The 12977-nt window shown below is 69.3% G+C and carries 12 protein-coding genes; 8 read left to right on the top strand and 4 right to left on the bottom strand.

Annotation, left to right across the window (positions count from 1 at the left end; genetic code table 11):
- Window positions 1-47: 47 nt before the first annotated feature.
- The 3 genes from G5B31_RS07510 to G5B31_RS07500 are packed head-to-tail and all read right to left on the bottom strand — an operon-like array spanning window position 48 to window position 1479.
- The gene (locus G5B31_RS07510; RefSeq protein WP_165015491.1) at window positions 48-572 is read right to left on the bottom strand and encodes a LuxR family transcriptional regulator; all 525 of its coding nucleotides are present in this window, start codon (window positions 570-572) and stop codon (window positions 48-50) included.
- Window positions 569-1210, bottom strand: coding sequence for a cytochrome b/b6 domain-containing protein (locus G5B31_RS07505; protein ID WP_165015488.1), 642 nt, complete (start codon window positions 1208-1210; stop codon window positions 569-571). Before G5B31_RS07505 ends, G5B31_RS07510 begins: the two co-directional genes overlap by 4 nt.
- Window positions 1211-1215: 5 nt before the next feature.
- The gene (locus G5B31_RS07500; RefSeq protein ID WP_165015485.1) at window positions 1216-1479 is read right to left on the bottom strand and encodes a PepSY domain-containing protein; all 264 of its coding nucleotides are present in this window, start codon (window positions 1477-1479) and stop codon (window positions 1216-1218) included.
- A 206-nt stretch (window positions 1480-1685) separates the two neighbouring features.
- Here G5B31_RS07500 and G5B31_RS07495 point away from each other — a divergent pair, with 206 nt between their 5' ends.
- The 8 genes from G5B31_RS07495 to G5B31_RS07460 all read left to right on the top strand — a co-directional run bounded on the left by G5B31_RS07495 (window position 1686) and on the right by G5B31_RS07460 (window position 10626).
- Window positions 1686-2798, top strand: a complete 1113-nt coding sequence (locus G5B31_RS07495) for an AI-2E family transporter (RefSeq protein ID WP_165015482.1) — start codon at window positions 1686-1688, stop codon at window positions 2796-2798.
- Window positions 2795-3469, top strand: coding sequence for a DnaA ATPase domain-containing protein (locus tag G5B31_RS07490; RefSeq protein ID WP_165015479.1), 675 nt, complete (start codon window positions 2795-2797; stop codon window positions 3467-3469). Before G5B31_RS07495 ends, G5B31_RS07490 begins: the two co-directional genes overlap by 4 nt.
- Window positions 3470-3639: 170 nt before the next feature.
- Window positions 3640-5847 (top strand): RNA degradosome polyphosphate kinase, encoded by a 2208-nt coding sequence (locus tag G5B31_RS07485; protein WP_165015476.1) that lies wholly within the window; start codon window positions 3640-3642, stop codon window positions 5845-5847.
- A 415-nt stretch (window positions 5848-6262) separates the two neighbouring features.
- On the top strand, window positions 6263-7837 hold the full coding sequence (locus G5B31_RS07480; RefSeq protein ID WP_165015473.1) for a Ppx/GppA family phosphatase: 1575 nt from the start codon (window positions 6263-6265) through the stop codon (window positions 7835-7837).
- On the top strand, window positions 7834-8319 hold the full coding sequence (locus tag G5B31_RS07475; RefSeq protein ID WP_165015469.1) for a GNAT family N-acetyltransferase: 486 nt from the start codon (window positions 7834-7836) through the stop codon (window positions 8317-8319). Before G5B31_RS07480 ends, G5B31_RS07475 begins: the two co-directional genes overlap by 4 nt.
- A gap of 65 nt (window positions 8320-8384) precedes the next feature.
- Window positions 8385-9098 carry a molecular chaperone DjiA gene (locus G5B31_RS07470; RefSeq protein WP_165015466.1) on the top strand — a complete coding sequence of 238 codons (714 nt, stop codon included), beginning with the start codon at window positions 8385-8387 and terminating at the stop codon, window positions 9096-9098.
- Window positions 9095-10150 carry an endonuclease/exonuclease/phosphatase family protein gene (locus tag G5B31_RS07465; RefSeq protein ID WP_165015463.1) on the top strand — a complete coding sequence of 352 codons (1056 nt, stop codon included), beginning with the start codon at window positions 9095-9097 and terminating at the stop codon, window positions 10148-10150. The genes G5B31_RS07470 and G5B31_RS07465 overlap by 4 nt, the downstream gene beginning before the upstream one ends.
- 95 nt (window positions 10151-10245) lie before the next feature.
- Window positions 10246-10626, top strand: coding sequence for a hypothetical protein (locus G5B31_RS07460; RefSeq protein WP_165015460.1), 381 nt, complete (start codon window positions 10246-10248; stop codon window positions 10624-10626).
- Window positions 10627-10797: 171 nt separating this feature from the next.
- On the opposite strand, the gene scpA is transcribed toward G5B31_RS07460, so the two are convergent.
- Window positions 10798-12924, bottom strand: coding sequence for a methylmalonyl-CoA mutase (scpA, locus tag G5B31_RS07455; protein WP_394352122.1), 2127 nt, complete (start codon window positions 12922-12924; stop codon window positions 10798-10800).
- Between the last annotated feature and the right edge of the window lie 53 nt (window positions 12925-12977).

Genomic DNA, 12977 nt, shown 5'->3' with positions numbered 1-12977 from the left:
GAATATTGGAACGGTCCAAACCCGTCAAGCGATTCTTGCGGCAAGCTCTATGCGGGATCGACCGGCAGCCCCTGCCCCAGCAGGTCCTCGACGAAGAAAGCGGCGAACTGGGCACGGCCCGAGACACCGGCCTTGGCGTAGATCCGCGTCAGTTGCGCCCGCACCGTGCCCTGCGCCGCCTCGCGCAGCGCCGCGATCCCGGCCACGTCCAGCCCCTTCAAGGCAAGGAACCCCACGTCCCGCTCGGCCGGGGGCAGGCCCCAGGCCGCGAATTGCGCGCCGATCACCTCGGCCAGTGCGCCCGAGGCCACGGCCAGCGCCGTCTGCTGGGCCTGCATCTGCTCGACCGTTCGCCGCAGCGCCACCGCGCCGAAGACCACCCCCATCACCAGCACCAGCGTCACCAGCGCCTCGGTGATGAAATGGGTCGAGCCGGGATCGGCAATCAGGTCGCCGATCACGTCGCCGACGAAGAACACCGCAGCCAGCGACTGGACCACCAGAAACGCCACCAATGCATTGCTCAGCCTGCGGGTGACGCCGGTCTTCGCCTTTGCGACGGGTTCGGTCATTCGCGGGGTCCGAAAAGCATGGGCAGGACGAGGTTGCGGCGCAATGCACGGGATTCGGCAACGACGCCGACGAGGTGCAGGAGAACAAGAAACAGGATCAGGTTGCCAGCCACTTCGTGCACCTCCTCGACGGCATCGCCAAGGGCCTTGTCGTCATCGCGCCGGTCTTCGGCAACCATGACCGACCAGTCGCCCGCCGCAACCGCGGCGCGCTGTGCATCCAGCTGCATCGGCGACTTGCCACCCGTCATCCAGATCCCGCTCGCCATCAGCACCGCCAGCGTGGCCCAGAGCGCATAGGCCATCGCCGCCCCCGCGGGGTTGTGGCCGGGATATTCCTCCACCCGTCCCCGCGCCAGCCGCACCAGATGGCGCAGCGCCGCCGCCGGATTGGGAGGAAAGGCCGAGAAGCGCGCCTCTGCGGTGCCGACGAGACCCCAGACCAGCCGCAAAAGCAGAAGCGCGAGCCCCGCCCAGCCGGCCCAGACATGGATCCGGCTGCCCCCTTCGGTCAGCACGGCATTCGCCAGCACCATCAGCGCGATCCCCCAATGCGTCAGCCGGATCACCGGGTCCCACAGCCGCACCGGCTGAATCGCGCCGGCCTCGTCAGCCTGCGTTCTGAAAGGGGCAGCCATCGCGATCAGTCCTCCAGCTTGACTTCGGCCACGGCGCCGGTCTTCGGGTCGATATAGACCTCGACCGGCTTGCCGGTGGCGGTGTCGGTGCATTTGGCCTCGATCTTGCCGTCCTCGGGCTCGAACGCCTTCACCTCGCAGCCCTTCTCCTTCAGCGCGGCAGTCGCCGCCTCGGGCGTGGTGCCGACGATGTCGCCGACCGCGGGCAGCGCCATCGCGGCGAAGGGAGCGGCGGCAAGCGCCATGGAAAGCAGGAATGCACGGGTCATCTGTCGTCCTTTCGGGTCATGCCCACCGGGCGGCCTGCCCGGGGTGCGGCGCCGGTCTGCCAGCCGTCGCGCCCTGCCGTCGATGCACCTCCGGTTTAGGACCACCCCGGTAAGCGCATGCTGACGGCGGCCCTCCGCCCGGCCCCCGGCCTTGCCGCACTTGCCAGCGCGCCGGTCCTCTGCCATCTGGAGGCAAAGGAGAGGCCATGGCACTTCCGGTAAGCCAGCAGCTGAAATACTGGGGCATCGCATTCGTGGTGTTCCTGCTGCTCCTGTGGCTGATGGGCCATGTGCTGCTGCCCTTCCTCGTCGGCGGCGCCATCGCCTATTTCCTCGATCCCGTCGCCGACCGGCTGCAACGCGCAGGGCTTTCCCGCACCGCCGCCACCGCGCTGATCTCGATTCTCGCGCTGCTCTTGGTGGTGCTGCTGGTGCTGGCGATCATCCCGACGCTGGTCAGCCAGCTGGCCGCGCTGGTCAACGCCGCGCCCGACATCTCGCGCCGGTTGCAGGGCTTCCTGCTGGATCACTTCCCGTCGCTGGCCGATTCCACCTCGACCATGCGGCAGACGCTGGCCGACATCGGCGCGGCGATCCAGTCGCGCGGCGGAGAACTGGTGGCCGGGCTGGTCAATTCGGCGCTCGGCGTGGTCTCGGTGGTGGTCTTCATTCTGGTGGTGCCGGTGGTGGCCTTCTATCTGCTGCTGGACTGGGACCACATGATCGCCCGCGTCGACAGCCTGCTGCCGCGCGACCATGCCCCCACGGTCCGGCGGCTGGCGCGCGAGATCGACGCGGTGCTGGCGGGATTCGTGCGCGGGCAGGTCTCGGTCTGCCTGCTGCTGGGGGGGTATTACTCCATCGCGCTGATGCTGGCCGGGCTGCAGTTCGGGCTGATCGTCGGCGCCATCGCCGGGACGATCACCTTCATTCCCTATGTCGGCGCGCTGGTCGGCGGGGTGCTGGCCATCGGCCTTGCCCTGTTCCAGTTCTGGGGCGACTGGGTGTCCATCGGTGTCGTCGCCGCGATCTTCGCCGCCGGCCAGTTCATCGAGGGCAACATCCTGACGCCGAAGCTGGTGGGCAAGTCGGTCGGGCTGCATCCGGTCTGGCTCCTGCTGGCGCTGTCGGCCTTCGGCACCGTCTTCGGCTTCGTCGGGATGCTGGTCGCGGTGCCGGTCGCCGCCTCCATCGGCGTGCTGACCCGCTTCGGGGTGGAGCAGTATCAGGCCAGCCTGCTGTATCGCGGGCAGGAGGGCCGGACGCCAGCCGAGGCCGAGAAGCCGCGGCGCAGGTCCGGCAAAGGGACGGGCGCTTGAGCCGCCAGCTGGTCTTCGACCTGCCCGCCAAGGACGGCATGACGCGGGCGGAGTTCTTCGTCTCGCCCGCCAATGCGCTGGCGCTGGCGGCACTGGACGGCTGGAAAGGCTGGCCGGGGGGCAAGATGCTGCTGCTTGGCCCCACGGGGGCGGGCAAGACCCATCTGGCGCAGATCTGGGCGACGGAGACCGGCGCCACGGTGGTGGCTGCCGCGGACCTGGCCGCGCTCGACCTCCCCGCGCTGGCCGCCGCCGGGCGGGTGGCGGTGGAGGATGCCGCCGCCGTTGCCGGGGACGCGCAGGCCGAGGCGGCGCTGTTCCACCTGCACAACCTGCTGGCCGAGGCGCGGGGCGCGCTGCTCCTGACCGCCGCCGCGCCGCCGCGCGACTGGGGGCTCACGCTGCCCGACCTGTTGTCGCGGATGCAGGCCGCCCCGGTGACGCGGCTGGAGGCGCCCGACGACGCGCTGCTTTCCGCCGTGCTGGTGAAGCTGTTCGCCGACCGCCAGCTGGCGGTGGCGCCGAACCTGATCCCCTATCTGCTCGCCCGGATGCCCCGCTCCATCGGCGCCGCCAGGGCGCTGGTCGCGGCGCTGGACGCCGCCGCGCTGGCCGAGGGCCGCCCCGTCACCCGCGCGCTGGCCGCCGGGCTGCTGCCGCCGGAGGAGTAGGCCCCATCGGGCCGGCTGCGCCATGGCGAAGGCGAGGACCTTCGCCATTTCAAGGGCCGGCACCTCGCGGAAATCCCCACCGCCCCTTTCCCGCGGCGCCGCTGGACAGCCGCAGCGGCGAGTGAAAGACTGACACCAAACCGCCATGTCGGCGGGGTATTCCGGATGCCATGACCACCGCCGATTTCCTGAAATCCCCCTTCCCCGATCCCGTCGCCCTGCCCGAGGCCGAGATCGCCGGACCCCGCCGGTTCTTCAACCGCGAGCTCAGCTGGCTGGCCTTCAACTGGCGGGTGCTGGAGGAGGCCACCAACCCCGCCGTCCCGCTGCTGGAGCGGCTGCGCTTCCTGTCGATCTCGGCCACCAACCTGGACGAATTCTTCACCGTCCGGGTGGCCGGCCTGCGGGCGCTGGTCCGCGCCGGCAACCGCATCCTGTCCGAGGACGGCCGCTCCCCCGCCGAGCAGCTGGCGCTGATCCATGCCGAGGCGCGGGCGCTGCTGCAGACCCAGCAGACCACCTTCAAGACCCTGCGGCGCGAGATGGAGGCTGCGGGCATCGACCTCGTCAGCCGCTCCAAGCTGACCGTGCGCGACCAGAAATTCCTGGAACAGCACTTCCTGACCAATGTCTTCCCGGTGCTCTCGCCGCTGGCCATCGACCCGGCGCACCCCTTCCCCTTCATCCCCAACACCGGCTTCTCGCTGGCGCTGGAGCTGGAGCGGATGGCCGACAAGCGCAGCCTGAAGGCGCTGCTGCCGATCCCGCAGCAGATCGCCCGCTTCGTCCGCCTGCCGGGGAAGGACGGCGAGAACCGCTTCCTGCCGCTGGAGGAACTGCTGCTCCTCCACCTCGACATGCTGTTCCCGGGCTATGCCAACCGCGGCCATTGCCTGTTCCGCGTGCTGCGCGACAGCGACCTGGAGGTCGAGGACGAGGCCGAAGACCTGGTGCGCGAATTCGAGGTGGCGCTGAAACGCCGCCGCCGGGGCGAGGTGATCCGGCTGAAGATGTCCGCCGGCGCCCCGGAAGACCTGCGCAGCCTGATCATGGAGGAACTCCACGTCACCGAATCCGAGGTGGTGGAGGTGCGCGGCCTTCTCGGCATCGCCGACCTGAAGGAACTGGTGCTGTCCTCGCGCCCCGATCTGCTGTGGCCGATCTTCACCCCGCGGGTGCCGGAGCGGGTGCAGGACCACGAGGGCGACATGTTCGCCGCGATCAAGCAGAAGGACATGCTGCTGCACCACCCCTACGAGACCTTCGACCTGGTGATCCGCTTCCTGGAACAGGCGGCGCGCGACCCCAACGTGCTGGCGATCAAGCAGACGCTCTACCGCACCTCCTGGGACAGCCCTGTCGTCACCGCGCTTTGCGAGGCCGCCGAGGCCGGGAAATCCGTCACCGCCCTGGTGGAACTGAAGGCCCGCTTCGACGAGGCGGCGAACATCCGGCAGTCGCGCCGGCTGGAACGGGCCGGCGCCCATGTCGTCTACGGCTTCATGCACCTGAAGACCCATGCGAAGATCTCCACCGTGGTGCGGCGCGAGGGCGACCAGCTGGTGACCTACACCCATTACGGAACCGGCAACTACCACCCGATCACGGCGCGGATCTATACGGACCTGTCCTTCTTCACCTGCGACGCTGCGCTCGGCCGCGATGCGACCAAGGTGTTCAACTACCTCTCCGGCTACGTCCAGCCGCAGGGGCTGGAGAACCTGGCGATCAGCCCGATCAGCCTGAAGACCCGGCTGCTGGACCTGATCTCGCGCGAGGCCGAGAATGCCCGCGAGGGCAGGCCGGCGGCGATCTGGGCCAAGATGAACAGCCTGATCGAGCCCGAGGTGATCGACGCGCTCTACGCCGCCTCCAACGCCGGGGTGAAGATCACGCTGGTAGTGCGCGGCATCTGCGGGGTGCGGCCGGGGGTGAAGGGACTCAGCGAGAACATCCGGGTGAAGTCCATCGTCGGGCGCTTCCTGGAACACAGCCGCATCGTCTGCTTCGGCAATGGCCATGCCCTGCCCTCGCGCAACGCGCGGGTGTTCTTTTCGTCCGCCGACTGGATGGGCCGCAACCTCAGCCGAAGGGTGGAAACCCTGGTCGAGGCGCATAACCCCACGGTGAAAAGCCAGATCATGGGCCAGATCATGGCCGCCAACCTGGCCGACGAGGCGCAGAGCTGGGTGCTGTCGGCCGACGGCAGCTACCGCCGCGACCTGACCGACAACGGGCAGAACGGCGGGCGCGAGCTGTTCTCCTGCCACCGCTTCTTCATGGAGAACCCCTCGCTGTCCGGCCGCGGCACGGCGGGCGCCAAGGACGTGCCCCGCATCGCTGCGGCGCCGGAGGATGCGCCGCCACCGGCGGCGTAGGGCGGGTTCACCTCCGCCTCTTTTCCGCTCTCCTCGGGCGGGATGAGGCGAGGCACTGCCTCGCCCCGCCCGTGCGTAAGGGTTACACCCGGAAACGCTGGCAGCCCTTAACCCCGAGAGGCCAGCGCCCGACCCGGCGGGCGAGAAGCGCCCGCCGAGGGCGGGGCGGGCGCTGGCCGGGCCTTTGAGGCCCGGCCGGGACAAGGGGAAGCGTTGTTGTGTGGCGAAGGCGATGGCCTTCGCCATGGCAAGGCCACGGCGGCGGGGTAAACCCGCCCTACGGCCCTCGCGGAGATGACAGTTCCATGACGGCGCGATGACACCTTCTTGTCCCTCGCCCCCGCTATTCCACAAATGGTTGACCAGCCTCCGCCCGGCTGACATCTAGGACCTGCACTAAGGGGGAATCCCTGCCATGGATGCAGACAGCACAGCACCCGCCCTCGACGATGACGACGGGGAGGCCGGCGACTGGGGCCCCTTCGGCCGACCGCTCTTCGACGACCCTTCGGCCCGGGCGCTGTCGCGCGTTGGCGTGGTGGACGTGGGCTCCAACTCGGTCCGCATGGTGGTCTTCGACGGCGCCGCCCGCAGCCCGGCCTATTTCTTCAACGAAAAGATCATGTGCGGCCTCGGCAAGGGCCTGGCCCAGACCGGCAGGCTGCACCCCGAGGGCAAGGCCCGCGCGCTTTCCGCGCTGAAACGCTTCTCGCTGCTGGCCAAGGGGATGCAGGTCTCGCCCTTCACCGTGGTCGCCACCGCCGCCGTGCGCGAGGCCGAGGACGGCGCCGCGTTCCAGGAACAGGTCCTGCGCGAGACCGGCCTGAAGCTGCATGTCATCGACGGCGCCGAGGAGGCGCGGCTGTCCGCGCAGGGCGTGCTACTCGGCTGGCCCGAGGCCAAGGGCATCGTCTGCGACATCGGCGGCAACTCGATGGAACTCGCCCGCATCGCCGAGGGCCGGGTCGGCAAGCGCGTCTCCACCCCGCTCGGCCCGTTCCGGCTGCAGCAGATCGAGGGCGGGCCGAAGAAGCGCAAGGCGCATATCGACGCCGTGCTCTCCGCCGCCGCCCGCGCGATCCGCCCCGAAGGCGACCGCATCTACCTGGTCGGCGGCAGCTGGCGGGTGATCGCCCGGCTGGACATGGAACGCCGCAGCTACCCGCTGACCGTGCTGCACGAATACCGGATGACGCCCGAGGGGCTGATGGACACGCTGGACTGGCTGGCCACCGCCGACCTTGCCGCCCTGCGCGGCCGCACCGGCACCAGCGCCGAGCGGATGGAACTGGTCCCCCTGGCCTGCGAGGTGCTGCGCGAGATCGTCCGGGTGCTGAAGCCCTCCTCCATCGACGTCTCCTCCTACGGCATCCGCGAGGGCCTGCTCTACGAACAGATGCCCGCCCGCCTGCGCGCCCGCGACCCGCTGATCGAGGCGGCGCGGATGACCGAGCTGACCCAGGCCCGCATCCCCGGCTTCGGCAAGAAGCTGTTCCTCTTCCTCGAACCGCTGTTCAAGGGCGTGACCGAAGACCGGCTGCGGCTGATCAAGGCCGCCTGCCTGCTGCACGACACCACCTGGCGCGCCCATCCCGACTACCGGGCCGAGGCCTGTTTCGACAACGCCACCCGCGCCAACCTCGGCGGGCTGGACCATCCCGGCCGGGTCTTCCTCGGCCTCGCGCTGCTGCACCGCTACAAGAACAGCCGCGCCGGCAGCCGGATGGAGCCCTTGTTCCGCCTGCTGCCCGAGGAAGACATCGCCCAGGCCGAGGTCCTGGGCAAGGCGATGCGCTTCGGCGCCATGTTCGCCGTGGGCGACCCGGCCGAGGCGGGCGAATTGCGCTGGCAGCCGAAGAAGCGCCAGCTGGTGCTGTCGCTGACCGAACAGGGGGTGGGCCTGTTCGGCGAGGTGGCGCAGACCCGCTTCGCCTCGCTGGCCCAGGCGATGAAGGCCGAGGCGAAGGTCGCGCTTCGGGCCGAGGAATGATCCGCCCCGCCTGTGCGGAAGACGCGCCCGCCATCGCCGCGCTGATGAACCACTGGATCGAGAACACCGCCGTCACCTTCTCGCCCGTGCCGAAATCGCCCGAGGAGATTTCCGCCACCATCGCCGCCAAGGCGCAGCTCGGCCATGCCTTCCTTGTCGCGGTGGAGGGCGGCCGGGTGATCGGCCAGGCCAGCTATGGCCAGTTCCGCGGCGGCAAGGGCTATGCCACCTGCATGGAGCATTCGATCTCGCTGCTGCCCGGCCTGTCGGGCCACGGCACCGGCCGCCGCCTGCTGGAGGCCGTCGAGGACCACGCCCGCGCCGCCGGCGCCCACCAGATGATCGCCGCCGTCTCCGGCGAGAATCCCGCCGGCCGCGCCTTCCACGAACGCATGGGCTATCGCCTCACCGCCACCATCCCCGAGGCCGGGTTCAAGTTCGGCCGCTTCATCGACCTGTTGCTGCTGGCGAAATTCCTTTGACATTCCCGTGCGCCGCCGCCCGGCCGCTTGCCCGGGCACGACCCGGACTCTAAGGTCGCGCCATCATGTCGATCTGGACCCGCATCGCCGACGCTCTTTCCGCCCTCGCCAAGGGCGAACCGCTGTCCGTGGTCTTCGACCGCCTGCGCGGCGCGCCGGCACCGGAACAGTCGGTCGGCTTCACCATCGCCGTCCTCGCCCTCGGCGCCAAGATGGCCAAGGCCGACGGCGCCGTCAGCCGGGCCGAGGTCACCGCCTTCCGCCGCATCTTCCAGTTCCCGCCGGGCGAAGAGGCCCATGCCGCCCATGTCTTCGACCTGGCCCGGCAGGACGTGGCCGGCTTCGACGCCTATGCCCGCAAGATCGCCCGGCTGTTCAACCCGGACGGGCACCGCATCTGCGCCGACGACCACCACATCCTGGTCGACATCCTGGAGGCGCTGTTCCAGATCGCTCTGGCCGACGGCAGCTACCATTGCGGCGAGGATGCCTTCCTCGCCCATGTCGCCGAGGAATTCGGCCTGGACGAGCCCTGCTTCCGCACCGTCCGCGCCCGGCTGGTCGAGGGCGCGCCGCGCGATCCCTACGACGTGCTCGGCCTGCCGCGCGATGCGTCGAAGGACCAGGCCCGGCAGGCCTGGAAGCTGCTGGTCCGCGACACCCACCCCGATGTGATGCAGGCCCGCGGCGTGCCGCCCGAGGCGATGAAGCTGGCCGAGCGGCGGCTGCAGGTCATCAACGAGGCCTGGAAGCAGATCGCCGAGAAGGAGGCCGCGTGACCGAGGCCCCCGCCCGCCGCCCGCTGCGCCTTGCCAGCTACAATGTCGAATGGTTCAACGCCCTCTTCGACGACCGCGGCCGGCTTCACGAGGACGCCGAGCCCTCGGCCCGCTACGGCATCAGCCGGGGCGAGCAGGCCGGCGCGCTCGGCATCGTGTTCTCGGCGATGGATGCCGACGGGGTGATGATCATCGAGGGGCCGGACACCAATTCCCGCCGCTCCACCGTCACCGCGCTGGAAAGCTTCGCCCGCCATTTCGGCCTGCGGGCGCGCCGCGCGCTGCTGGGGTTCGCCTCGGAGACCGAGCAGGAGATCTGCTTCCTCTACGACCCCGACGTGATCACCCCGCGGCACGACCCGAAGGGCGCGCCGGTGGGCAAGAAGGGCAGCCGTTCCGCCCCGCGCTTCGACGGCACCTTCCGCTACGACCTCGACACCGACACCGCGCCGGAACTGATCCGCTTCTCCAAGCCGCCCTTGGAGATCGCGCTGACCGGCCGCGGGCTGTCGCTGCGGCTGATCGGCGTCCATGCCAAGTCCAAGGCCCCGCACGGCGCCGAGACCCGCGAAGAGATCATGCGGCTGTCGATCCAGAACCGCCGCAAGCAGCTGGCGCAATGCATCTGGCTGCGCGCCCGGGTCGAAGAGCATCTGGCCCGCGGCGACCGGCTGCTGGTGATGGGCGATTTCAACGACGGCCCCGGGCTGGACGAATTCGAGAAGCTGTTCGGCCGCTCGGGGGTGGAGATCGTGATGGGCTGCGACAAGTCCTCGCCCTTCCGCCTGCGCGAGCCCCATGCCGAGCTGGCGCTGCAATCCAAGGTCGGCATCTCGCCCACCACCGCGCGCTTCTACCTGAAGCCGCAGCACCGCTATTTCGAGGCGCTGCTGGATTTCATCATGGTCTCGCCCAACCTGGCGGCGCGGATGCCGGACTGGCGGATCTGGCACCCGTTCAACGATCCCGCGGTGATGGCGGTGCCCGAACTGCGCGAGGCACTGTTGCAGGCGTCGGACCATTTCCCGGTGACGATCGACATCCCGGCCTGACGCCCGGCAGGCCACCGCCCATCGGCCACATGTGATTTGCGCCTGCAGGCCCCGGCGCCCATATAGGGGCAGGTTCCGTCGAAAGGCTGCCGCCGATGAAACGCCTGATCCTTGCGCTTGCCCTGTGCGCACCGCTTGCCGCCGCCGCGGAAGAGCCCCCGAAACCCGGACAGCCCCAGGACAGCGGCACCTCGCTGATGGAGGAGGGCGCCAGGCTGCTCCTGCGCGGGCTGATGACCGAGATGGAGCCGGCGCTGGACGGCATGGCCAAGGCGCTGGAGGAGGCGAAGCCCTGGCTGGAGGACCTCGGCCCGCAGCTGACCGAGCTGGTGCGGCTGATGGGCGACATCCGCAACTACGAGATGCCGGTGATGCTGCCGAACGGCGACATCCTGATCCGCCGCCGCCTCGACGCCCCGCCGCTGACCCCCGAGGGGCCGCAGCTGCCGGGACCGAACGGAGAGATCGAGCTGTGACCCCGGCGGCGGGGTGAACCCCGCCCTACCCCCCTTCAACCCGTCCCGGGCTTGACCCGGGACCTCGCCCCCAAACCGCGGGACGCCGGAAAGAGAGGTCCCGGGTCAAGCCCGGGACGGGTGTTCACCCGCACCACCCCGCAGCGCGGGGTTCACCCGCCGATGCCGGCCCTACCCCTTCGCCGCCCGGATCAGATCGAGGATGTCCTTCGCCGCCGCCGGGATATTGGTGCCCGGGCCGAAGATCGCCTTCACCCCGGCCGCCTTCAGGAAGTCGTAATCCTGCTGCGGGATCACGCCGCCGCAGATGACCAGGATATCCCCCGCCCCCTGCGCCCGCAGCGCCTCGATCAGCTTCGGCGCCAGCGTCTTGTGGCCGGCCGCCTGCGAGGAGATGCCGATCACATGCACGTCGTTGTCGATGGCGTCCTGCGCCGCCTCTTCCGGCGTCTGGAACAGCGGCCCCACGTCCACGTCGAAGCCGATGTCGGCGAAGGCTGTCGCGATCACCTTCGCCCCGCGGTCGTGGCCGTCCTGGCCCATCTTCACCACCAGCATCCGCGGCCGCCGGCCCTCGGCCTCGGCAAAAGCCTCCACATCCTTCTGGATCTGGGCGAAGCCCTCGTCGCCCTCGTAGGCCGAGCCGTAGACCCCGGCCAAAGTCTTCACCTCGGCCCGATGCCGCCCGAACGTGCCTTCCATCGCCAGAGAAATCTCCCCCACCGTGGCCCGGGCGCGGGCGCATTCCACCGCCGCCTCGAGCAGGTTGCCGCCTTCCGCGCAGCGCCGCCCCAGTTCCAGAAGCGCCGCATCGCATTTCGCCTGGTCCCGCGCCGCCCGGATCCGCTCCAGCCGGGCGATCTGGGCGTCGCGCACTTTCACATTGTCGATGTCGAGGATGTCGATCGGGTCCTGCTTCTGCAGACGATACTTGTTCACCCCGACGATCACCTCCTCGCCGCGGTCGATCATCGCCTGCCGCCGCGCCGCCGTCTCCTCGATCCGCAGCTTCGGCATCCCCGAGGCGACGGCCTTGGTCATGCCCCCCATCGCCTCGACCTCCTCGATCAGCTTCCAGGCCTCCTCGGCCAGCTGATGGGTCAGGCTTTCGACGTAATAGGACCCGGCCAGAGGGTCGATCACATGGGTGATCCCGGTCTCCTCCTGCAGGATCAGCTGGGTGTTCCGCGCGATCCTTGCGCTGAACTCCGTCGGCAGCGCGATGGCCTCGTCCAGCGCATTCGTGTGCAAGGACTGCGTGCCCCCCAGAGCCGCCGCCATCGCCTCATAGGCGGTGCGGATGACGTTGTTGTAGGGGTCCTGCTCCTGCAGGCTGACTCCGCTGGTCTGGCAATGCGTCCGCAGCATCAGGCTGGAGGTCTTCTTCGGCTGGAACTCGGACATGATCCGGTGCCACAGCATCCGCGCCGCCCGCAGCTTCGCCGCCTCCATGAAGAAATTCATCCCGATGGCGAAGAAGAAGCTGAGCCGCCCGGCGAAATCGTCGACGTTCATCCCCCGCGCCAGTGCCGCCCGCACATATTCCCGGCCGTCGGCCAGGGTATAGGCCAGCTCCTGCACCAGGTTCGCGCCGGCCTCCTGCATGTGGTAGCCGGAGATCGAGATCGAGTTGAACTTGGGCATCTCGGCCGAGGTGTATTCGATGATGTCGGCGATGATCCGCATCGAGGGCTCGGGCGGATAGACATAGGTGTTCCGCACCATGAACTCTTTCAGGATGTCGTTCTGGATCGTGCCCGACAGCAGGCTGCGGTCCACGCCCTGTTCCTCGCCGGTGACGATGAAATTCGCCAGGATCGGGATCACCGCGCCGTTCATCGTCATGGAAACGCTGATCTTTTCCAGCGGGATGCCGTCGAAGAGGATCTTCATGTCCTCGACCGAGTCGATGGCGACCCCCGCCTTGCCCACGTCCCCCACCACCCGCGGATGGTCGCTGTCATAGCCGCGGTGGGTGGCCAGGTCGAAGGCGACCGACACCCCCTGCTGCCCGGCGGCCAGCGCCTTGCGGTAGAAGGCATTGCTCTCTTCCGCCGTCGAGAAGCCGGCATATTGCCGGATCGTCCAGGGCCGGCCGGCATACATCGTCGCCCGCACGCCGCGGGTGAAGGGCGCCACCCCGGGCAGTTCGCCCATCTGCGGCAGGCCCGCCACGTCCGCGGCGGTGTAGAGCGGCTTCACCGTGATGCCTTCCAGCGTCTGCCAGTTCAGGCTGTCGGGGGCCGCCCCTTTCAGCTCTTTCGAGGCCAGCGCCTCCCATGCCTTCAGGTCCGTCATCTCTCTCTCCGTCATGGGCTCCGCAGGGGGTTGCGGAGCCGCTTGGGGTTTTC

The sequence above is a fragment of the Rhodobacter sp. SGA-6-6 genome (assembly GCF_011043545.1).
In the GTDB taxonomy this organism is placed as follows: domain Bacteria; phylum Pseudomonadota; class Alphaproteobacteria; order Rhodobacterales; family Rhodobacteraceae; genus Pseudogemmobacter.
The sequence above is the reverse complement of the archived record's forward strand: the minus strand, read 5'-3'. Positions and strand labels throughout refer to the sequence as shown.